Genomic DNA, 21,031 nt, shown 5'->3' on the forward strand with positions numbered 1-21,031 from the left:
GGAGAGCCCCACCGTGACCATCGCGCCAGCAGAGCCGGCATCAGCGACCCAGGCGAACGAGGCGGCCGGAACCGGAACCACCGTTCTTGGAACGGCCGTTCCCGGAGCGACCGTTCCCGGAGCCGACGGCCCCGGTGCCGCGATCCTGCGGACCCTGACCGAGCTGACCGCCGACCTCCCCGACGCCGACCCCGGCCGGGTCGCCGCCGCCACGTTGCGCGGCCGGTCCGCGCACGCGGACGTGGCGGAACTGCGCGAGCTGGCCACGGAGGCGGCCGCCGGCCTCATCTCCGAGGACCCCGTCTACTCCCGCCTCGCCGCCCGGCTGCTGACGATCAGCATCGCCGCCGAGGCCGCCTCCCAGGGCGTCACGACGTTCACCGAGTCCGTCGCCGTGGGCCACCGCGAGGGCCTCATCGCCGACCGCACCGCCGAGTTCGCCCAGCTGCACGCGGCCCGCCTCGACGCGCTGATCGACACCGAGGCCGACGACCGCTTCGGCTACTTCGGCCTGCGCACCCTGTACAGCCGTTACCTCCTGCGGCACCCGATCACCCGCAAGGTCATCGAGACCCCCCAGCACTTCATGCTGCGCGTGGCGTCCGGCCTCGCGGAGAACGACGGCAACCGCGCCCTGGACGAAGTCGCCGCGCTCTACCGCCTGATGAGCCGCCTGGACTACCTCCCGTCCTCCCCCACGCTCTTCAACTCCGGCACCCGGCACCCCCAGATGTCGTCCTGCTACCTCCTCGACTCCCCGCTGGACGAGCTGGACTCCATCTACGACCGCTACCACCAGGTCGCCCGACTCTCGAAGCACGCCGGCGGCATCGGACTGTCGTACTCCCGCATCCGCAGCCGCGGTTCGCTGATCCGCGGGACGAACGGGCACTCCAACGGCATCGTCCCGTTCCTGAAGACGCTGGACGCCTCGGTCGCCGCGGTGAACCAGGGCGGCCGGCGCAAGGGTGCCGCCGCGGTGTACCTGGAGACCTGGCACTCCGACATCGAGGAGTTCCTGGAGCTGCGGGACAACACGGGTGAGGACGCCCGTCGTACGCACAACCTGAACCTGGCGCACTGGATCCCGGACGAGTTCATGCGCCGGGTGAACGAGAACGGCGACTGGTCGCTCTTCTCCCCCGCCGACGTGCCCGAGCTGGTCGACCTGTGGGGCGACGAGTTCGACGCCGCGTACCGCAAGGCCGAGGCGCAGGGGCTGGCCAAGAAGACCATCCCGGCCCGCGACCTCTACGGCCGCATGATGCGCACCCTCGCGCAGACCGGCAACGGCTGGATGACCTTCAAGGACGCGGCCAACCGCACCGCCAACCAGACGGCCGAGCCGGGCCACACGGTCCACTCCTCCAACCTCTGCACGGAGATCCTGGAGGTCACGGACGACGGCGAGACGGCGGTCTGCAACCTGGGGTCGGTGAACCTGGGCGCGTTCGTGGTCGACGGTGACATCGACTGGGAGCGGCTGGACGAGACGGTCCGCACGGCCGTCACCTTCCTCGACCGTGTCGTGGACATCAACTTCTACCCGACCGAGCAGGCGGGCCGTTCCAACGCCCGCTGGCGTCCGGTGGGCCTGGGCGCGATGGGCCTCCAGGACGTCTTCTTCAAGCTGCGCGTCCCCTTCGACTCACCGCGGGCCCAGGCGCTGTCCACCCGTATCGCCGAGCGCATGATGCTCGCCGCGTACGAGGCGTCCGCCGAACTCGCCGAGCGCAACGGCCCGCTCCCGGCCTGGGAGAAGACCCGTACGGCCCGCGGTGTCCTGCACCCCGACCACTACGGCGTGGAGCTCACCTGGCCCGAGCGCTGGGCCGCGCTGCGGGAACGTATCGCCCAAGTCGGCATGCGCAACAGCCTGTTGCTGGCCATCGCGCCCACCGCCACCATCGCGTCCATCGCGGGCGTGTACGAGTGCATCGAGCCGCAGGTCTCCAACCTGTTCAAGCGCGAGACGCTGTCCGGCGAGTTCCTCCAGGTCAACTCCTACCTGGTGAACGAGTTGAAGCAGCTCGGCGTGTGGGACGCGCAGACCCGGGAGGCGCTGCGCGAGGCCAACGGCTCGGTGCAGGGCTTCACTTGGGTGCCGCAGGACGTCCGCGACCTGTACCGCACGGCGTGGGAGATCCCGCAGCGCGGCCTGATCGACATGGCCGCCGCCCGCACCCCGTTCCTGGACCAGTCCCAGTCCCTGAACCTGTTCCTGGAGACGCCGACGATCGGCAAGCTCTCCTCGATGTACGCGTACGCCTGGAAGCAGGGCCTGAAGACGACGTACTACCTGCGCTCCCGCCCGGCGACCCGCATCGCCCGCGCGGCCCAGGCCCAAGCCCAACCCACCGCCCCCGTACAGCAGTTGACCCCCGACGAGGACGCGGTTGCCTGCTCCCTTGAGAACCCCGAGTCCTGCGAGGCGTGCCAGTAGATGAGCTCCACCGAAAAGAACCTCCTCGACCCGGGCTTCGAGCTGACCCTCCGCCCCATGCGCTACCCGGACTTCTACGAGCGCTACCGGGACGCGATCAAGAACACCTGGACCGTCGAGGAGGTCGACCTCCACTCGGACGTCGCCGACCTCGCGAAGCTGACGCCGGGTGAGCAGCACATGATCGGCCGGCTGGTCGCGTTCTTCGCGACGGGCGACTCGATCGTGGCGAACAACCTCGTGCTGACGCTGTACAAGCACATCAACTCCCCCGAGGCGCGGCTGTACTTGAGCCGCCAGCTCTTCGAGGAAGCGGTGCACGTCCAGTTCTACCTGACCCTGCTGGACACCTACCTCCCGAACCCGGAGGACAGGGCGGCCGCCTTCGACGCGGTGGAGAACATCCCCTCCATCCGCGAGAAGGCCGAGTTCTGCTTCCGGTGGATCAACGAGGTCGAGAAGCTGGACAGCCTCCAGACCCAGGCCGACCGCCGCCGCTTCCTCCTCAACCTGATCTGCTTCGCCGCGTGCATCGAAGGGCTGTTCTTCTACGGGGCGTTCGCGTACGTCTACTGGTTCCGCAGCCGGGGGTTGCTGCACGGCCTGGCGACGGGGACGAATTGGGTTTTCCGGGACGAGACCATGCACATGAGCTTCGCCTTCGAGGTGGTCGACACCGTCCGCAAGGAGGAGCCGGAGCTCTTCGACGACCAACTCCGGCAGCAGGTCACGGACATGCTGAAGGAAGCGGTCGAGGCGGAGCTGCAGTTCGGGCGCGACCTGTGTGGTGAGGGTCTGCCGGGCATGAACACCGACTCGATGCGCCAGTACCTGGAGTGCGTCGCGGACCAGCGCCTCCAGCGGCTGGGCTTCGCCCCGGTCTACGGCTCCGAGAACCCCTTCTCCTTCATGGAGTTGCAGGGCGTCCAGGAGCTGACCAACTTCTTCGAGCGCCGCCCCTCGGCGTACCAGGTCGCGGTGGAGGGCACGGTCGACCTGGACGAGGACTTCTAGTCCTCTTGGTCGAGGACGCGTAGCCGTCTTGGACGAGGACCCCCAGCCCTCCTTATCTGTGTCTTACTTCGCGGACGGCCCATGGAGCTTCCATGGGCCGTCCATGGAGTTTCTATGGAGCGGCAAAGTTCATGGGGTGCGTCTGTTCGCGGTCTCGTCGCCCCGGCTACGTTCTGCCCGTCCTGTTCATGTCATTTACCAATGACCCCACAGGACGTTCAAAGTGTCATGCCCATGACGACGTCTACCGCCGCCGCTACGCGCGTCACAGGCCTGCCACCACGCCGAGGAACCCCACTCCAACGATGGAGGCAGTACCCCATGCGTGAGAAGCCCAGACGGAGTCTGCGAAGACTGCTGACCGCCGCCATACCCGCCCTCACCCTCAGCGTCTTCGGGCTCGTGGCGGCCTCCCCCGCCGACGCGCAGCCCGCCCCCCAGGCAGCCGTCCAGTCCGCCCAGGTCTCCAAGGTCACCCAGAACTCCAAGGCCCTGACCGCCCCCGCGGCCCAGGCCGTCCACTCGACCGGCAAGGCCGGCCAGAAGGTGCCGACCGAGCGCCTCTGCGCGACCGCGGCCCCCGGTTCGGCGTCCTGCTTCGCCCAGCGGCGCACCGACATCAAGCAGCAACTGGCCGCCGCCGTGCACTCGGACGCGGCCGCGGCCGTCTCCGGCCTGAGCCCGGCCAACCTGCACAGCGCGTACGCGCTTCCCTCGACCGGCGGCTCCGGCCTGACGGTCGCGGTGGTCGACGCGTACAACGACCCCAACGCGGCCTCGGACCTGGCCACGTACCGTTCCAACTTCGGCCTGTCGGCCTGCACCGTGGCCAGCGGCTGCTTCAAGCAGGTCAGCCAGACCGGCTCGACCACCTCCCTGCCGACGAACGACACCGGCTGGGCGGGCGAGGAAGCGCTCGACATCGACATGGTCAGCGCGGTCTGCCCGAACTGCAACATCATCCTGGTGGAGGCCACTTCGGCCACCGACTCCGACCTCGGCACCGCCGAGAACGAGGCCGTCACCCTGGGTGCGAAGTTCGTCTCCAACAGCTGGGGCGGCTCCGAGGCCTCCTCGCAGACCTCCGAGGACACCGCGTACTTCAAGCACCCGGGCGTCGCGATCACCGTCTCCTCCGGTGACAGCGCCTACGGCGCCGAGTACCCGGCAACGTCCCAGTACGTCACGGCAGTCGGCGGCACCGCCCTCTCCACGTCCTCCAGCACGCGTGGCTGGACCGAGTCCGTGTGGAAGACCAGCAGCACCGAGGGCACCGGCTCCGGCTGCTCCGCCTACGACGCGAAGCCGACCTGGCAGACCGACACGGGCTGCACCAAGCGCATGGAGGCCGACGTCTCCGCCGTCGCCGACCCCGCCACCGGCGTGGCCGTCTACGACACCTACGGCGGCTCCGGCTGGGCGGTCTACGGCGGCACCAGCGCCTCGTCCCCGATCATCGCGGGCGTCTACGCGCTGGCCGGCGCCCCCGGCTCCAGCGACTACCCGGCGAAGTACCCCTACTCCCACACCTCGAACCTGTACGACATCACCAGCGGCAACAACGGCACGTGCTCCACGAGTTACTTCTGCACCGCGGGCACCGGCTACGACGGCCCGACCGGCTGGGGCACCCCGGACGGCACCGCCGCCTTCACCTCCGGCACCACCACGGGCAACACGGTGACCGTCACCAACCCGGGCAGCCAGTCCACGGTGACCGGCTCCACGGCCAGCCTGCAGATCTCCGCCTCGGACAGCGCGAGCGCGACCCTCACCTACAGCGCGAGCGGGCTGCCGACCGGTCTGTCGATCAGCAGCTCGACCGGGCTGATCTCCGGCACCGCGTCCACCGCCGGCACCTACGCCGTCACGGTGACCGCGACCGACTCCACCGGCGCCTCCGGCTCGGCCTCCTTCACCTGGACGGTCAGCACCTCCGGTGGCGGCGGCACCTGCACCTCGACGCAGCTGCTGGGCAACGCGGGCTTCGAGTCCGGCAGCACGACCTGGACCGCGAGCAGCGGGGTCATCACCAACGACACCGGCGAGGCCGCGCACGCGGGCTCGTACTACGCGTGGCTCGACGGCTACGGCTCGACCCACACCGACACACTGTCCCAGTCGGTGACCGTCCCGTCCGGCTGCACGGGCACGACCTTCACCTTCTACCTGCACATCGACACCGCGGAGACCAGCACCAGCACGGCTTACGACAAGCTGACGGTCACCGCCGGATCCACCACCCTGGCCACCTACTCCAACCTCAACGCGGCCAGCGGATACGTCGCGAAGTCCTTCAGCCTGTCCTCCTTCGCCGGCACCACCGTCTCGCTGAAGTTCAGCGGCGTCGAGGACTCCTCCCTCCAGACCAGCTTCGTCCTCGACGACACCGCCGTGACGACCAGCTGACCCCCGCATGAGCTGGACCCCGGTCGTCTCGCAGCGGCCGGGGTCCTGTCATGCCAGTCCTGTCATGTCCACGGATATTTCACCGTTCACGAGGGATCCGGATGCGTCCGTGACACGTCAAAGGGGCAAAGGAGGCCCCCATGCGTCGATCGATTCTTGGTCCGTCCCTGGCCGTCGCCACCCTGGCGCTCGCCCTCACGGGCTGCGGCACGAAGTCCGACACCGGCAGCGGCAGTGTGTCGCCGTCGTCCTCCCCCACCCCGAGCAAGAGCCGGTCGGCCTGTACGGCGAAGGAGACCCTCGCCGCCACCGACACGAACGGCACGTTCTGTCTGACGACCGGCACCACCGTCCGCATCCTGCTGGACGGGACGACCACCCGGCCCTGGGCGCCGGTGAAGACCGTCGGCACCGGTCTGAAGGCCACCAACAGCGGGATCCTGATCCGGCCCGGCGACGCGAGCAACGCGTACGAGGCGGTCTCGGCCGGGACCGTGAAGCTCACGTCGTCCCGGCCGCTGTGTGCGACCGCGCCGCACAAGATCTCGTGCAAGGGCATTCAGGAATGGTCGGTCACCGTCGTGGTGTCGAAGCCATGATCCGGTGGGCGGTCCGGATCTGACGGTCGATGCGCCGGTCGTGCGCGATGCCGAGCAGCGACGGGAAGGTCACGGCCACGAAGATGCCGACGACGGTGAGGAGGGCGATGAGGTTGTCCATGGCTGTGTTCATGGACATGAGTCTCGTCCTGTTGACTCCTTACCGTGAGTGGCAGGACTGCCGTACACCCTCGATTTACTGCCACATGCGGCGCACACTGGCAGCATGCTGAAGAACGTGGCCGTGGTCCTGCTCGACGGAGTGCACCCCTTCGAACTCGGCGTCGTCTGCGAGGTGTTCGGCCTCGACCGCAGCGACGAGGGGCTGCCGGTCTACGACTTCGCGGTCGCCTCGGCCGAGGGGCCGACGCTCACCACCCACGCGGGCTTCTCCCTGGCCGTCGAGCACGGCCTGGAACGCCTGGAGAGCGCGGACCTCATCGCCGTACCGGCCGGCGCGACCTACGCGGCCCGGGAGTACCCGGAGGAACTCCTCGACGCCCTACGACGGGCCGTGGACCGGGGTGCCCGGGTGCTCAGCGTCTGTTCGGGCGTGTTCGTGCTGGCCGCCGCCGGGCTGCTGGACGGGCGGCGGTGCGCGGTGCACTGGCACCACGCGGAGCTGCTCGCCCGGCGGTATCCGAAGGTCGTCGTGGAGCCCGATGTGCTGTACGTCGACGCGGACCCGGTGATCACCTCGGCGGGCACCGCGGCCGGTATCGACGCCTGTCTGCACATCGTGCGCAAGGAGCAGGGGCCGGAGGTCGCCAACGCCATCGCCCGGCGGATGGTCGTACCGCCGCACCGCGACGGCGGCCAGGCCCAGTACATCGAGCGGCCGCTGCCGCGCTCGCAGTGCGACACGGTGGGCGAGGTGCTGGTGTGGATGGCGGAGCACCTCGACCAGGAGGTCACCGTCGAACAGCTCGCCGCCCGTGCCCTCATGTCACCACGCACCTTCGCCCGCCGCTTCCAGCAGGAGACCGGGACCACGCCGTACCGCTGGATCCTGCGTCAACGGGTGCTGCTGGCCCAGCAGTTGCTGGAGGGGACGGACGAGACGATGGACGCGATCGCCTGGCGGGCCGGCTTCGGCACCGCACCCGCCCTGCGCCACCAGTTCGTCCGGGCGCTGGGCACCACCCCGAACGCCTACCGGCGCACGTTCAGGGGCCCGGAAGCCGCCTGAACGTACGCCCGTCGGTCTCACCTCAGCACGGGCCTGAGCAGCAGCCGGTTCGGGCGGAGGGTGATGCCGACGCGGGTGGTGTCGTTGGAGCCGGACACCTGCTCGAAGCGGTACCTCGTCGCCACCGCCGCCGTGATCAGGCTCAGTTGGGCCATCGAGAAGTGGTCGCTGGGACACTTCCGGTTGCCGTTGCTGAACGGGCTCATGGCGAACTTCGGTACATCCTGGGCCCGTTCCGGAAGCCAGCGGTCGGGGTCGAACTCCTCGTTGTGCGCATACGAACGCGCGTCACGCTGGATCGCGTACGGGCTGTAGATGATGTCGGCCCCGGCCGGAATCCGATAGCCGCCCAGTTCGGTGTCGGCGACCGCCCGCCGCGTCAATATCCATACGGCGGGACGCAGCCGCATCGCCTCGACGACGACATTGTTCGTGTGGGTCAGCTTGCGCACGTCGTCGAATGCCACCGGGCGACCGCCCGTCACGGATTCGACCTCTTGTCGTATCTTGTCGGCGTGTTCCGGGTGTTCGGTGAGGACCTGGAGCAGCCACATGATCGTGGACGCCACAGTTTCACTTCCCGGGGTGAGGATCGCGACGACCTGGTCGTGGATCTCCTGTTCCCCGATCGGCTCGCCATTCTCGTCCGTCGCCTCCAGCAATGCCGTCAGCAAATCGTCCGGCTTTTGACCAGATTCGCGCCGCTCGGCGACGATCTCGTCGACGAGGAGATGCAGATCGGCCAGCGCCCGGTTGAATTCGCGGTTGGCCGGAAGGGGCAGCCGGTAGAGCGGTCCTGCCGGTACCACCATCCGCCGGTACATGCCCCGGAACACGGTGGCGAGCGCGACGCACAGCCGCTCGGCGCGCTCGTCCATGAAGTCGCCGCGCAGCAGACAGCGGGCCGCGATCCGCACGGCGACCCGGAAGGACTCGGAGGTGCAGTCGATCGTCTCGCCGGGCTGCCAGCGCTCGGTGAGCGCGTGCGCCTCCTCCTCCATGATCGGCCCGTAGGCGGGGATCGCGTCGAGCCGGAACGCGGGCTGGATGATGCGCCGTTGGCGCCGGTGGGTGGGTCCGTTGGCCGTGGCCACGCCCTCTTTGCCGAGCAGTCCCTCCAGGGACTCCCACAGCGGGCCCGCGATGATGAAGTCGGGGCTCAGCGCCATGGCTCCGGTGAGGGCCGGCGCGGTGACGGCGTAGACCGTCTTGGGGCCGAGGCGGAGCCGGACGACGTCGCCGTGGTCGCGGAGTTGGGCCATGAAGGCCAGGGGGTCGCGGACCAGCTTCCAGCCGTGGCCGAGAAGCGGGATCCTGCCGCCCGCGACGGGCGGCTCAAGCAGCTCCGGCACCTCGGGTGCCGCGGGCTTCACAGACTCGACGGTCATTTCTCACCTGCCGCTTCGTTGTTGACGTACGGGGGTGTGGACCGGTCGTCCCAGCTGTCGACCATGTACCGGCCGGACTCGTGGTGGAACCAGTAGACGGAACTGAACCAGTTCCGCATATTTCCGAGGCAGGCCCTGACGGCCGCGCTCAGTTCCTTTCCCCGCACGCTTCCGTCGTCGAGCCGGTCGGCGAGTCGTAACGTCTCGCGTTCCGCCTCCAGGAAATCGGCTATGCATTCCTCGATACGGCGCCTCAGTTCGGCGACCGCTTCCTCAAGGGTCAGCCCCTCGTGTTTGACGAGGCTGATTCCGAGATTGTGGACCTCGTCGCCCGCGAGTTCCTTGGGCAGGGAACAGAGGTCGTTGTACCAGGCGGCGAATTCCTGGCTGAGCAGTGCCGCCTTTCGATATGCCGGGTGTTTCCGCACGCCGTCCGGGAGTTCACAGCCTGCGCTCGCCTCCAGCAGATCCGTCCAGATCCAGTGCGCGAAGGTGAGCCGGCGCAGCGCGAGGTATTCCTCGACCGTGGGGACGGTCCCCTCGGTGCGGTTGCGGAATTCACGGTCGTAGGCCTCGATGACCGCGTGGAAGTGCCGGGCGAACCGCGCGTTCCAGGTGTCGGGCAGGAACGAGTAGATCCGCATCATGCTGTCGGCGAACCCCGCGACCAGGGGATCCGGGTGGAGCAGATGGTGCCGTGGTGAATCCAGTGCAGCGTGCAACCGGAACCTCAACCGCCGCCAGGCGTCCGGCCGTTGGTGCACGATGTCCCGGTCGTGGCGGTCGTCCCAGACGAAGAACCACGCGCTGTAGTCCGCTATCGCCTGGAGCACCTCGTCCGGTGCGCCCAAGTAGTACCCGGCCATCAGGTCCGTGTAGCAAAGACCGTCGGCATATTCCCGTACCTTGTCCGCCGGCATGAGACGTTTTTCCAGCAGCCAGGCACGGGTCTTCTCCTGGAGCCTCGGCCAATACGGATGCAGTTGCCGGGGAAACGCCGCCTCGATCACCGGGAGAGAGAGCGACGGTGGAACCGCGATCGCCGTCGTTACCGTTGCCGTCGTCGATGTGGTGCTGTGTGAGAAAGCAGGCACGAACAAACCCCTCTCAGCCGCCAGTTGCGCACGCCCCTCCCGCTGTGCCGGGCGTGCGCCGTTGCGTATCCCCGCACTTCCTATTCAGCACCACAACTGACCGTTCTGGGAACGGATTTGCTCCCTTCACTACCCCCAAGTGCCGAGAATCTCCCCTCGTATGACCGATTATGGATCACTGCACGAGCGGAAACGATCGAATGTGCGAGGGACAGACGAACGGCGCCTGGTCAGGGAGGTGCACCTGAACAGACGCCGTGCGTAGGAGAGTTGTGTCGACCGCTGGGGCCGGCCGGGTCAGTCGTTGGCGACCACGGGGTAGCGGGGCTCGTTCTCGGCCATCTGCCGCAGCGCGTCCTTGCGGTCGCGCTTGGAGAGCCGGTCGATGTAGAGGTAGCCGTAGAGGTGATCTGTCTCGTGCTGCAAACACCGTGCGAAGTAGCCGGTCCCGCGGACCTTGATGGGGTTGCCCTTCTCGTCCTGCCCGGTCACCTCGGCGTAGTCGGGCCGGGCGAGCGGCGCATACGCGGTCGGCACGGACAAGCACCCCTCGTTGCTCTCGTCCAGATGCCGCTTCTCGGCGGGCAGATCGACGAGCTTGGGATTGCAGACGACACCGACGTGCCGCTTGCCCTCGTCGTCCATGCAGTCGTAGACGAAGACCTTCAGGTCGACGCCGACCTGGTTGGCGGCGAGACCGACGCCCTCGGCGGTGCGCTGCGAGGCGAACATGTCCGCCACCAGCGTCTCCAGCTCCGCGCCGAACTCGGTGACGTCCTTGCACTCCTTGTGCAGCACCGGATTCCCGACGACCGTGATGGCCCGCGAGACCCCCCGCTCCCGCCAGACCGCCTCACGCTCCTCGGTCTCCTCGGTGTCGATGACGAAGCCCTCGTCGTCCACGGGGAGCACGCCCACGTGCTGCTGATCGGTGTCCTGCTGCGCCATGCCGACGAACGCCTTCCTGAAAAACAAGGGGGAGAAGTTGCTGATACAGGGTACGTGCAGTTCTTTTAGGGGCGCGGGACTGTGTCAATGTGCGGCTCCGCCGCGTGGGCGCGACCAGCCACAACGGACCCGCGGCGACCCACCGGCCTCAACAGACCTCTTCCAGATCCCGCCAGTCCCGAGAATCAGGGCTGTCGGCAACCCACCCGTCGAGCAGCCCCCTGACGAGCGACGCCGGCGCAGCCAACCCACACTCCCGCTCAGGCACCCACAACTGCCCATCGGTCCGATGACCGAGCGGCCCAGGATGCCCCGGCTCACTGTGATCATGCGGATCAAGATGCTCCCCGTCGCCCTCATCAGAAGGCATCCGGGACTCGGAACACATCCGGCACAGCAACCGCACGGAAGACGACCAGTCCTCCGCCGCGAACCCCGCATCCGCCGCCAACTGCTCAAGCGCGTCCCGGTCGGCCTCGGCGGCGGCCTCAAGCAGGACCACCCACGTAGGCACAGGCGACGGCGCCCACAACTCGATCTCGTCGAACACGGGGTACGAGTGCCCGGCCGCCGTGGTCCGCTCCCCGTGCGGCACCCCGTCGTGCAGGACGACCTCACCCCAGCGTCGCCCGGACGAGGGAAGCGGGATCGACAGCACCTCGATGCGCGCCGGATCCAGTCGCCGCCCCCACACCACCTCGGCCTCGCCCTCGGGCGACAGCCGTACGGCAGCGCTGCCGAGATCCATGCCGGCCGGCTCACCCGCACCGGTGACCCCGCCCGGCACCCGCAGCCCGTACGCCTGCCAGGCCCGCCGGGCCAGCGGCCAGTCCTGGAGGCCGGTGGCCGCGATGCCCACGTTCCACCAGTCAGGTGCGCCGGCCTCCCGGTCGAGCAGCGCGACGGCCCGCAGCCCGGCCGCCCGGGCCTGCTCCCAGTCGTGCCGGAACTTGTGCAGCAGGGCGAGGTTGAACCAGGACTCGGACAGCCAGGGCTCCAGATCGGCGGCCCGCGTCAGCAGCGCGCCCGCGTCCTCGTACCGACCGTCGCCGATCAGCGTGAACGCGCGGTCTGTGGCCTGCCGCCAGGAGGCGGAGGGCCGGTGCCGTCCCTTGCCGAAGATCCTCACGATTCCCGCCTGCCAGTTCCGTTCAGTGGGCTGGCTCTGCCCCCGGACACCCTCTTCTTCGCATCCAACCACGTACGACTGGAAGGGCGCTCATTACCCATGGGTTACCCAGCCGAAGGCAAGGTCAGACAGTCCCGGGACAGTACCCGGGCCAGTGCTTCCACGACCTCGGGAGCGTAGTCCCCGGCGGTCCCGAGGCGCAGCTCCTCCAACGCCTGAAGAGGCCCGCCGGGGCCGCCTGCCCGCGTTTTCTCCTCGTACGCGTTCACGGCCCGGACGATCCGCGCGGAGAGCGGCTGCTCCCGGCAGGGGTCGGCCTGCCGCTCCACGACGGCCGCCACCTGAGGACTCACCCCGGTCTGCCGTACGACGGCCCCGCCGAGCAGCGCTATCCGCCGCTGTTCCGCCGCGGGGAGTACGGCGGTGGCGCCGGCCGGTACCGGGTCGACGAGGCTGAGCTGGCCGATGTCGTGCATCAGGGCGGCGTACTCCAGGACGGTGAGGTCGGGCTCGGACAGCCCCAGGTCCCGCCCGACCGCCTGGCACAGCGCGGCGACCCGGCGGGCGTGCCCGGCAGGCGTGTATCCGGCTATCTCGGTGGACCGGGCGAGGGAGGCGATGGTCTGCCGGTAGGTGTCCCGTACGGCGGCGTACCGCCGGAAGGACAGCTGGGTCAGCAGCAGCGGCAGCGAGAACACGGGCAGCGCCCACAGCCCCACGACGGCGACCGCGAGCGCCATCACCGCGCCGGTCGCGCACACGGCGGACCCGATGCCGAGCATGCCCCGCAGTTCGTCCCGCAGCAGCGGCCCGAACGGCCACCGGGTCCGGGAGTGCGCGAGCGCGGCGGCGAGCACGGCGTCGCAGAGCGCGGTGAGGGAGAGCAGCGCGAGGAGGAGCAGGGCGTAGGCGGGGCCGCCCCAGTGCCGGAACACCCCCTGGTTGTACAGGGGTTGGAAACAGACGGCCGCGAAGCCGACGGTCAGGACGCGGCGCGCCATGTGGTCGGGCGTCCGGCTCTGCCCGCGCGCGATGTGCGGCACACAGCCGACGAGCGCGGCGGCCACGACCACGGCGACGACCTGGAAGACACCGTGGTGGGTGGGCCGGCCGGCGTCGGCGCCGAGCAGGGCGTAGGAGAGGGCGGCGGCGGCACCGAGGGGGGCGGTCTCACGGAGACCGGTCGTCCCGTCCCACCGGCTCAGTTCTCCTACGGCGACGAGGATGCCGAAGGCGAGGGCGACGGTGGGTTCTTGGAGGCCGGTCCAGAGGGTGAGGGTGAGAGAGGTCAGGGCGAGGAGGGCGGCGGAGGTGTGGATGAGGGTGAGGATCAGAGGGGGCCGGGGTGAGGTCATTGGTCGTCAGCCCCTCATCCCACTGGAAACGGTCGGGCTGGGTGGGAAGACAATGGACGACTGGACCTCGTCAGCAGTGACTGCCGGATGCCACCCGCACCGCCCGAGGGCCCGCACCAACGCCCGAACCATCAGCGGGTCGAACTGCGTACCGGCACAGCGCGACAGTTCCTCAAGGGCGACAGACACCGGCCGAGCCCTCCGGTAGGACCTCGTGGACGTCATCGCGTCGAAGGCATCGGCCACGGCGACTACCCGCGCGGACTCCGGGATCTGGCTCCCCAACAGCCCGTACGGATACCCGCTCCCGTCCAGCCGTTCGTGGTGGTGCAGGACAGCCGCACGGGCCTCTCCCAGAAAACCGATGCCCCGCACCATCTCGTGCCCGTACTCGGGATGCAGTTCGATCACCCGCCGCTCCTCGGGAGTCAGCGGCCCGTCCTTGCGCAGCAACCGCGTGGGGACGCCCAGCTTCCCCACGTCGTGCAGGATCCCGGCGAAGCGGAGCACCTCGACGCGTGAGTCGTCCATGCCGAGTTCCCGCGCGATCATCATCGACGCCTGCCCGACCCGCTCACTGTGCCCGCGGGTGTACCCGTCCTTGATGTCGACGGCCTGGACGAGGGCGCGGATGGTGGCCTGATGGGCGGCGCGTTCCTGGTGGTACTGGGCGAACACCCACCAGGACACCCCCATCGGCAGCAGCACGAGCAGCGCGGCGACGGGGCCGTAGGGACTGCGCCACAGCACGGCCATCATCAGCCCGGCGAACCCGTGCACCCCGATGGGCGCCAGGGACCGTAGAAACAGCCCTCGCCAGGCCCGTCGTACGGGCATCCGCTCGGCCAGCGCGAGAATCCCGCCGTCGAGCACGGTGAGGACCAGACAGAAGGCGAGGACGGCGGCCAGGGCGGGCACCAGCGCGTACGGGAAGTCGGACGCGACGACGGCGTTGCGCCCGCCCAGCGCCCAGTGCACGCGTCCCGCCGCCCAGACGCCCAGCGCGAGCTGCGCGGCCCGCCAGCTGCGCCGCAGCCAGGGCGAGCCCTGCTCGACGCGGGAGAACAGGGCCCCCGGCAGCGGTACGAGCGCGGCGGCGGGCGGCGGCAGGAGGAAGGCCGCGGCGAGCAGCACGGGGTAGAAGGTGCCGGCGAACCGGCGCCGGGCGACCTGCTCGCAGCCGGCGTAGAGCGCGGCCAGCAGCGCGACCGCCCACCAGGGTGGGTGGACGGTCGGCAGCGGAAGCAGACAGCACAGGGCGCCGAGGACGACACAGACGACGTACGCACGTGCCCGTGCCGGTGTCGCCTCCATGGCTGACGCCCTTCCCCCGACCATGCCTGTCCAGGCCGAGGAGCCTAGGGCGGTCGGGGGAGGGTCGCGGGCGTATCACCCGCGGATTAGCACGTTCGAGTGACGATCGCCCGTTCAGGAAACGGTCAGGATTCCTGGGGGGCGGCCGTCAGGTCGTGCTCGGGCACGGCCTGCCCGGAACGGATCAGATCGAGCCGGCCCAGGACCTTGGCCCGCAGGTCGGTCGGCACGTCGTCACGACCGCAGCACCGCTTGACCAGCTTCTTCACAGCCTCTTCGAGCCCGTACTTCTCCAGGCACGGCGAGCACTCCGTGAAGTGCTGCTTGAACTTGGCGCGGTCCACGTCCGGCATCTCACTGTCGAGGAACTCGTAGAGATGGTCGAGGACCTCACTGCAGTCCGTTTCGTGCGGCTCTCCGCAGCTCATGAGCCCGAGCCTTTCGCTTCGTCCGACTCTCCGGCACCGGCCGGGACCAGTCCGCGGTCACGCGCGTAGTCCTCGAGCATGCCGCGCAGTTGACGGCGGCCCCGGTGCAGCCGGGACATCACCGTACCGATGGGTGTCCCCATGATGTCCGCGATCTCCTTGTACGCAAAGCCCTCGACGTCCGCGAGATAGACGGCGATGCGGAATTCCTCGGGGATCGCCTGGAGCGCTTCCTTCACGTCCGAGTCGGGCAGGTGGTCGAGCGCCTGCGACTCGGCGGAGCGCAGACCGGTCGACATGTGCGACTCGGCACGCGCGAGCTGCCAGTCCTCGATCTCCTCGGCCGCGGAGCGCTGGGGTTCACGCTGCTTCTTGCGGTACGAGTTGATGAACGTGTTGGTGAGAATCCGGTACAGCCACGCCTTGAGGTTGGTGCCCTCGCGGAACTGGTGGAAGGACGCGTACGCCTTCGCGTACGTCTCCTGCACCAGGTCCTCGGCGTCGGCCGGGTTTCGCGTCATGCGCAGCGCGGCCGAGTACATCTGGTCGAGGAATTCGAGCGCGTCCCGCTCGAAGCGCGCGCTGCGCTCCGAGGTCGATTCCGGTGTGACCTCGCTCGTGCCCTGGCCCTCGGGCTGCTCCGCCTGGCCGTGTTCGGTCCCTGCGTCGGTACCGGGAACCGGACCCACCTCCTCAAGATTCCGGGCAGCACCGAAGCCGATGCCACCAGAATCGGAGGATAGACGACGATCCGGTCCGCCCGCCGCCCCAATAGGGGTGGCCTTGGCCGCACGCAGCACAGTCCAGTCCAGGTCAGTGCGGCTGTTGCGGCTCGGGCAGAAGGTCGAACCCATGCGGCGGACTTCCTCTCTTCGACGAATCCACGACGTCGGCGCCGGTCTTCTTGTTCAGCGCTTCTGTCCGCCTCAACAGTGGTAAGGGGCTCAGCATTCCCACGCCTTACCCCAGTGTTCGAGTCCACTCCACCACGCGCCCCGTGATGATCTCCAGGGCCTCCTCCTGCCCGATCTCCGCCCGCTTGGGCACGGCGAAACCATGATCGCCGTACGGCACCTCGACCAGCTCGAAGGTTCCCTCGGGGAACTCCGCCGGTTTCCCGAAGGGGTCGTTCCCGCCCTGCACGACGAGTGTGGGCACCCCGGCGCCGAGCAGTTCGCCGGCCCGGGACTTCTCCGGCTTGCCCGGCGGGTGCAGCGGGAAGCTCAGGGCGAGGACGGCGGCGGCGCCCAGCTCGGTCGCCGTACGACAGGCCACGCGGGCTCCGGCGCTACGGCCCCCGGAGACCACCGGCAGACCCGGCTTCGCGACGGCCGCCCAGATCCCCCGCCATCCCACGTCGAGCGTCTTGGGCGCGGGCGCCACCTTCTTCCCGGCGACCCGCCACGGCTGCTCGACGAGCGCGACGGTGACGCCGTGCCCGGGAAGGACGGCCGCGAGTGCCTGCAGATCCCGGGCGTCGACACCACCACCGGCGCCATGGCTCACGGCGAGGACGAGCCGCGCCTTCTTGGCCGTGTGCCAGGTGATGCGGGCCGTACCCGCGTCGGTCTCAATGATCTCGCTCACATCAGAAGTCACATCAGAAAAGTGTGCCTTCTTCAGGGCCTTCCAGTTCCTTCAGCAGCTCCGGTCCGTTGTTGCGGACGTTGCTGACGGCCGTGGACACCGGGTAGGCGCGCAGCAGCCCGGCGGGCGGCGGGGCGAGCAGCTCGCGCAGGTCGTCCGGGTCGGTGCGGGAGGGGTCGAGCCAGGAGTCCCAGCGGTCCGGGGTGAGCATCAGGGGCATCCGGGGATGGATGTCGGCCAGCGCGTGCGGCCCCTCGTCCGGCGCGACCGCCAGCGGGGTCGTCTCCGCCTCGGTCGTGATCACCGAGCAGGTGACCCACCAGGCCAGCGGATGGTCGTCGGGCAGGGTCTTGTCCCGCCAGAACTCGTACAGCCCGGCCATCGCGAAGACCGACCCGTCGGCGGGGAGCACGAAGTACGGCTGCTTGCGCTGCCGCTTCTTCCTGCCCTCGACCTCCAGCTCCCGCTCGTCCTTGGCGGTGACCCACTCGTAGTAGCCGTCGGCGGGAATGACGCAGCGCCGGGCCGCGAAGGCGCGACGGTACGACGGCTTCTCGTGCACGGTCTCCGCGCGGGCGTTGATCATCCGCGCACCGCCCTCGGGCGTCTTCGACCAGGAAGGAACGAGCCCCCACTTGAGCCGGCGCAGCTGACGAACCGGCTTCGGGCTGTCCGCGTCCTTAAGTGGACGGTCGAGGACTGCATACACCTCTTTGGTCGGGGCCACGTTGTAGTCGGGGGCCAAAGCCTCCTCGGGCTCCCACTTCTCGATCTCAAAGACTCCTGCGAGATCCTCGGGCCCACGACTCGCTGCATACCGTCCGCACATCTCAAACAGCCCCTCCGACCTGTGAAAACGCCAGATAACGCGGCCCGAGTCAGCACCTAGTCAGCACGGTGCTGGTTCAACGCCTCATTCATCACCTCAACGGCCCGGCTAGTGGAGTCCGGGGTGAGGTGTCCGTATGTGTCCGCCGTCTCCTTGATGCTCGCGTGACCAAGCCATCTGGATACATCCAACAGTGGCAGACCCTTGCTGAGAGCGGTCGTCGCGAACCAGTGGCGAAGATCATGGGGCGACCACTCGTAGCCCAGGGTCTTGACCACCTTACGGAACTGAGTCGAATAGTCCGAGGTCGTGACCAAAGTGCCGGTGATGTTCCGGAACAGGGACCCCGAGGGGCCCGTGCCGTGACGGGCCACGTGGTCGCCCACGGCGTCGGACAGGTTCATGGGTAGGGGGGTATCCCGCCATTCGCCTTCTTCCCGATGTTTCAACGGGCCAAGCACGGCACCCACGGTCCCCTTGACGCGGGTGACCTGCCTGCGCAGCCTTATGCGGTCGTCTAGGACGTCACCGACGCGCAGCCCGAGCATCTCCCCGGTGCGGAGCCCGCAGCCCGCCATGAGCCACACAGAGAGCGCCCACTCGCTTCGGAACTCGTCCGCGATGTCCTGCACTTGACCTCCCGAGGGGAGGAGCGTCTCGTCCATCACTCGCCGCGGAAGCGTCGGCAGCTTGGCGCCGACGAACGGGTGGCGCCCTATATCGCCATTGTGCAGCGCTGCGGTGTATACCGCCTTGAGGGGTGTTATGTACGCCTGCACGGAGTATGCCGACAGGCCGCCGTCCGTCATCTCCTTGCCGAGTGCCTCTATATCGGAGGGCCGGATGGACGTCAGCAGCCGACCGCCCATAAACGGGAAGACATGTAGCCGGAAGGCTCGCTCGTACGTGCCGTACGTGTTCGCGGCCAGGTGCTGACGTTCGAGCCACTCGGTCGCGTACACGCGGATCGGGACGGCGCCACGCTTCAGGTCGATGTACGTTCCGTCGAGCTTGGCGCCCTCCATGTTCACGCCGTGAGAGTCAGCCTCTCGGCGAGTGGGGAAGGACTTCTCACGTTGACGTCCGGAGCGACCGCCCGGCTCGCGGAATCTCACCGTCCAGGGGTGGCCGCATCTTGTCTTCTCGCACGGATAGCGCTTATTCCTATCGTCGGTCTTGCACTTCTGGAAGACGGTGGCCAAGTGGCCTCCTTTCAGTTTTGGGCACTGAGCGACAAGCTCACCCGTAGTTGCGGTCCAGGTAGGTCACGACATCGCGCTCTCGGAAGCGCAGGAGGCGCCCGACTTTCTGAGGCTTGAGCCCCCACGCGCGGTACTTGTTCTTGATGGTGATCTCGCTGACCTTGAGCCATGCAGCCACTTCCTCCGGGGTCAGCAGCCGATTACTCCCCCCGGTGGTCATAGCACCATCCGCTCGTTTACCTCGGTGGAATCCCGGAGAAACACGGATTCGGCGAGCAAACCAGAGGGGATTGCCAACCGGGGACTAAAGTGAGTAGGGGGTATCGCAGATCGGCACATCAGATGGAGTTCCTTGGGACGGAGCGCACAGAGCGACAGATCGGGATCGGCAACACCAAAAATTCCACGCCACCCGACCTGGATATCGCTGTCTTTCAGCGGGGCTGCCGAATTCAGGGAAGCCGCAGACGAGGGCCGCTACTTACCTCCTTGCTTATTGCGGCACTACCGCCTGGACCCACAACGGCTCCACCGCCAAGCACAGCCGCCGCGAATACCCCCAATGGTCGTCACGATCGCCGGTTTGGCCAACCGGCGATCGTCGGCTATGTTGCGCACTCACACAGGGAACTTCACGGACCTAGTGCTTCGGGGACGTTGTACGTTGACATGAACCTGAGGCAAGGTTCCAGTCCTTTGGGGCTCTTTCTCGTCTGCCGTGAGCTGAAGGCCCCGGCTGGCCCTCGCTCTGCCCTGCGCGTACGGGAGTGGCCCGAAGCAAGCACTCATCAGGCAGGGAGTCACTGCTGGGGACAGCTATGGGGCGTTCTGGGATGTCCAGAGACCACAAGCCGACGCTGCCAGTCTGATACAGGGCCTTCTGGAAGCTACCCGGACCGGACTTCCACCGGAAGGCAACAATGAGCTTACGCCGTAAGATCAGCTACATCACGAAGACCCCCGAGTCTGCTGGGCACGCGAGAGCGCGAGGCTAACCACGCAACTCGGGCAGCGGATCCTCTATATGGTCGGTATCAGTCAGCCCTCAACGCGATCGGTCGGCCGATCGACTCCAGGATCACGCGGGTGCTCTTGCCCATGACTTCGCCAAGTTGGGCGCCCACGTCGTCGGGAAGCGCTCCGGCCCGGAGCGCACATGAGTTGAGGAGACGCTGGCACTCCTTCACGTCGTCGCCGCTTGCCAGGTTCTTGGTCAGAGGGTGGGCAAGGGCGTCGCGTGCGGCGTAGCCGTCTGCTGCTTCAATCGCCCGTCGGCACAAGCAGGCGACGATCTGCCGCGCGGCTGGGGCCGTCGGTGAATCGACCAGGTCGAGGAAGACAAGCCCCAGCCTCGTGTGGAACGAGGCCAACCCATCGGGGCTCGGCAGTTCGATGTAGGCGGCCGTGAGGTCCTGCAAAGGACGCCAACACGGCTGCCCTGCAACGCGAAGACACAAGACGGTCAGAGCGTCCGTGACCGCGCCTTCCCACGCCTCGCCAGGCACGGTGTGCGTCAGGAGGTAGTTGGCGTGTGCAGTGTCCGTACTGGCTAGAGCGGCGACGATCGCGACCTGGCGGCCGTCGAGCATCCGTTGTCCGAGACCGCGGTGCCGCTGAATATGGGACAGTGCCTCGCCCCAGCGGCCGGCGCTGGTTAAGGCGCGCGTTCCGTCGGCGAGCAGGACCGTCCAGAGCCACGTGCGGACGTCCCGGCGGGCCTGATCGGTGGCCACGAGGTCGTACGGGACGGTGATGCCCTCGATGGTGGTGGCCCTGCCTGCGGTGATGGCGTCGAAGAGGGCCTGAAATTGCTGGTGCCCAACGTGGCTTTGTCCATCGCGGAGTTGGAGGCGAACGAGATTGATCACGGGTTCCAGGGCGCGGACGGCGTCCCGGGCGGAAAGCGGCGCGGCGTGCAGGTAGGCGATGGCGTGCTGTCGGCACATGGTGCGAGCCGTGTCCGCGTCGCCGGTGTCGGACGCGATCAGGGCCGCCTGGTTGCACACGGTTGAGGCCACGTTCAGGTCGCTCCGTCGCTGCGCGGCGTCGGCCAGGTCGACCAGAGTTTTGACGCGTCGGGCCAAGGGCAGACAGGCGGGCCTC

General features: G+C 68.3%; 19 protein-coding genes. 5 read left to right on the forward strand and 14 right to left on the reverse strand.

Going from position 1 to position 21,031, the window contains the following annotated elements; translation table 11 throughout:
* Positions 1-13: 13 nt before the first annotated feature.
* From ACFWP5_RS11065 to ACFWP5_RS11080, 4 genes are all read left to right on the forward strand, one after another.
* On the forward strand, positions 14-2,443 hold the full coding sequence (locus ACFWP5_RS11065) for a ribonucleoside-diphosphate reductase subunit alpha (protein ID WP_384153668.1): 2,430 nt from the start codon (positions 14-16) through the stop codon (positions 2,441-2,443).
* Entirely contained in the window at positions 2,444-3,457 is a 1,014-nt protein-coding gene (locus tag ACFWP5_RS11070) for a ribonucleotide-diphosphate reductase subunit beta (RefSeq protein ID WP_384153671.1), read from the forward strand.
* Positions 3,458-3,778: 321 nt separating this feature from the next.
* Positions 3,779-5,866 carry a putative Ig domain-containing protein gene (locus ACFWP5_RS11075; protein ID WP_384153674.1) on the forward strand — a complete coding sequence of 696 codons (2,088 nt, stop codon included), beginning with the start codon at positions 3,779-3,781 and terminating at the stop codon, positions 5,864-5,866.
* Positions 5,867-6,006: 140 nt separating this feature from the next.
* Entirely contained in the window at positions 6,007-6,465 is a 459-nt protein-coding gene (locus ACFWP5_RS11080) for a hypothetical protein (RefSeq protein WP_384153677.1), read from the forward strand.
* Here the strand turns inward: ACFWP5_RS11080 and ACFWP5_RS11085 are convergent.
* Complete coding sequence (locus ACFWP5_RS11085; protein ID WP_384153680.1) at positions 6,440-6,604, reverse strand: hypothetical protein; 165 nt, start codon at positions 6,602-6,604, stop codon at positions 6,440-6,442. The genes ACFWP5_RS11080 and ACFWP5_RS11085 overlap by 26 nt on opposite strands.
* Positions 6,605-6,691: 87 nt before the next feature.
* Here ACFWP5_RS11085 and ACFWP5_RS11090 point away from each other — a divergent pair, with 87 nt between their 5' ends.
* Positions 6,692-7,654 (forward strand): GlxA family transcriptional regulator, encoded by a 963-nt coding sequence (locus ACFWP5_RS11090; RefSeq protein ID WP_384153683.1) that lies wholly within the window; start codon positions 6,692-6,694, stop codon positions 7,652-7,654.
* Between the two features lie 17 nt (positions 7,655-7,671).
* Here the strand turns inward: ACFWP5_RS11090 and ACFWP5_RS11095 are convergent, their stop codons facing one another.
* From ACFWP5_RS11095 to ACFWP5_RS11155, 13 genes are all read right to left on the reverse strand, one after another.
* The gene (locus tag ACFWP5_RS11095; RefSeq protein WP_384153686.1) at positions 7,672-9,042 is read right to left on the reverse strand and encodes a cytochrome P450; all 1,371 of its coding nucleotides are present in this window, start codon (positions 9,040-9,042) and stop codon (positions 7,672-7,674) included.
* The gene (gene cyc1 / locus ACFWP5_RS11100) at positions 9,039-10,136 is read right to left on the reverse strand and encodes an epi-isozizaene synthase (protein WP_384153689.1); all 1,098 of its coding nucleotides are present in this window, start codon (positions 10,134-10,136) and stop codon (positions 9,039-9,041) included. The genes ACFWP5_RS11095 and cyc1 overlap by 4 nt, the downstream gene beginning before the upstream one ends.
* A gap of 297 nt (positions 10,137-10,433) precedes the next feature.
* The gene (gene def, locus ACFWP5_RS11105; protein ID WP_384153692.1) at positions 10,434-11,084 is read right to left on the reverse strand and encodes a peptide deformylase; all 651 of its coding nucleotides are present in this window, start codon (positions 11,082-11,084) and stop codon (positions 10,434-10,436) included.
* Between the two features lie 148 nt (positions 11,085-11,232).
* Entirely contained in the window at positions 11,233-12,213 is a 981-nt protein-coding gene (locus ACFWP5_RS11110) for a hypothetical protein (protein ID WP_019058305.1), read from the reverse strand.
* Between the two features lie 104 nt (positions 12,214-12,317).
* Positions 12,318-13,568: an HD-GYP domain-containing protein gene (locus ACFWP5_RS11115; RefSeq protein ID WP_384153695.1), complete on the reverse strand. Its 1,251-nt coding sequence runs from the start codon at positions 13,566-13,568 to the stop codon at positions 12,318-12,320.
* 6 nt (positions 13,569-13,574) lie between these two features.
* A complete protein-coding gene (locus tag ACFWP5_RS11120; RefSeq protein ID WP_384153698.1) occupies positions 13,575-14,882 on the reverse strand; it encodes an HD-GYP domain-containing protein in 1,308 nt (435 codons plus the stop codon).
* A gap of 125 nt (positions 14,883-15,007) precedes the next feature.
* Positions 15,008-15,310, reverse strand: a complete 303-nt coding sequence (gene rsrA, locus ACFWP5_RS11125) for a mycothiol system anti-sigma-R factor (RefSeq protein WP_365305148.1) — start codon at positions 15,308-15,310, stop codon at positions 15,008-15,010.
* Positions 15,307-15,999 carry an RNA polymerase sigma factor SigR gene (gene sigR, locus ACFWP5_RS11130; RefSeq protein WP_384153701.1) on the reverse strand — a complete coding sequence of 231 codons (693 nt, stop codon included), beginning with the start codon at positions 15,997-15,999 and terminating at the stop codon, positions 15,307-15,309. Before sigR ends, rsrA begins: the two co-directional genes overlap by 4 nt.
* A gap of 271 nt (positions 16,000-16,270) precedes the next feature.
* Positions 16,271-16,897 carry an alpha/beta family hydrolase gene (locus tag ACFWP5_RS11135; protein WP_384153704.1) on the reverse strand — a complete coding sequence of 209 codons (627 nt, stop codon included), beginning with the start codon at positions 16,895-16,897 and terminating at the stop codon, positions 16,271-16,273.
* Between the two features lie 13 nt (positions 16,898-16,910).
* Positions 16,911-17,726 (reverse strand): SOS response-associated peptidase, encoded by an 816-nt coding sequence (locus ACFWP5_RS11140; protein WP_384153707.1) that lies wholly within the window; start codon positions 17,724-17,726, stop codon positions 16,911-16,913.
* 56 nt (positions 17,727-17,782) lie between these two features.
* The gene (locus ACFWP5_RS11145; RefSeq protein WP_384153710.1) at positions 17,783-18,928 is read right to left on the reverse strand and encodes a tyrosine-type recombinase/integrase; all 1,146 of its coding nucleotides are present in this window, start codon (positions 18,926-18,928) and stop codon (positions 17,783-17,785) included.
* A 37-nt stretch (positions 18,929-18,965) separates the two neighbouring features.
* Positions 18,966-19,148: a helix-turn-helix domain-containing protein gene (locus ACFWP5_RS11150; RefSeq protein WP_384153713.1), complete on the reverse strand. Its 183-nt coding sequence runs from the start codon at positions 19,146-19,148 to the stop codon at positions 18,966-18,968.
* A gap of 814 nt (positions 19,149-19,962) precedes the next feature.
* Complete coding sequence (locus ACFWP5_RS11155) at positions 19,963-21,012, reverse strand: hypothetical protein (RefSeq protein WP_384153716.1); 1,050 nt, start codon at positions 21,010-21,012, stop codon at positions 19,963-19,965.
* Between the last annotated feature and the right edge of the window lie 19 nt (positions 21,013-21,031).

This window comes from Streptomyces sp. NPDC058469 (genome assembly GCF_042721125.1).
In the GTDB taxonomy this organism is placed as follows: Bacteria; Actinomycetota; Actinomycetes; order Streptomycetales; family Streptomycetaceae; genus Streptomyces.

Coding starts and splice junctions, on each gene's coding strand:
- ACFWP5_RS11120 (WP_384153698.1), bottom strand. CDS start 14,882: ATGGAGGCGACACCGGCACGGGCACGTGCGTACGTCGTCTGTGTCGTC.
- ACFWP5_RS11090 (WP_384153683.1), top strand. CDS start 6,692: ATGCTGAAGAACGTGGCCGTGGTCCTGCTCGACGGAGTGCACCCCTTC.
- ACFWP5_RS11075 (WP_384153674.1), top strand. CDS start 3,779: ATGCGTGAGAAGCCCAGACGGAGTCTGCGAAGACTGCTGACCGCCGCC.
- ACFWP5_RS11070 (WP_384153671.1), top strand. CDS start 2,444: ATGAGCTCCACCGAAAAGAACCTCCTCGACCCGGGCTTCGAGCTGACC.
- ACFWP5_RS11150 (WP_384153713.1), bottom strand. CDS start 19,148: ATGACCACCGGGGGGAGTAATCGGCTGCTGACCCCGGAGGAAGTGGCT.
- ACFWP5_RS11095 (WP_384153686.1), bottom strand. CDS start 9,042: ATGACCGTCGAGTCTGTGAAGCCCGCGGCACCCGAGGTGCCGGAGCTG.
- ACFWP5_RS11080 (WP_384153677.1), top strand. CDS start 6,007: ATGCGTCGATCGATTCTTGGTCCGTCCCTGGCCGTCGCCACCCTGGCG.
- def (WP_384153692.1), bottom strand. CDS start 11,084: ATGGCGCAGCAGGACACCGATCAGCAGCACGTGGGCGTGCTCCCCGTG.
- rsrA (WP_365305148.1), bottom strand. CDS start 15,310: ATGAGCTGCGGAGAGCCGCACGAAACGGACTGCAGTGAGGTCCTCGAC.
- ACFWP5_RS11140 (WP_384153707.1), bottom strand. CDS start 17,726: ATGTGCGGACGGTATGCAGCGAGTCGTGGGCCCGAGGATCTCGCAGGA.
- ACFWP5_RS11085 (WP_384153680.1), bottom strand. CDS start 6,604: ATGTCCATGAACACAGCCATGGACAACCTCATCGCCCTCCTCACCGTC.
- ACFWP5_RS11115 (WP_384153695.1), bottom strand. CDS start 13,568: ATGACCTCACCCCGGCCCCCTCTGATCCTCACCCTCATCCACACCTCC.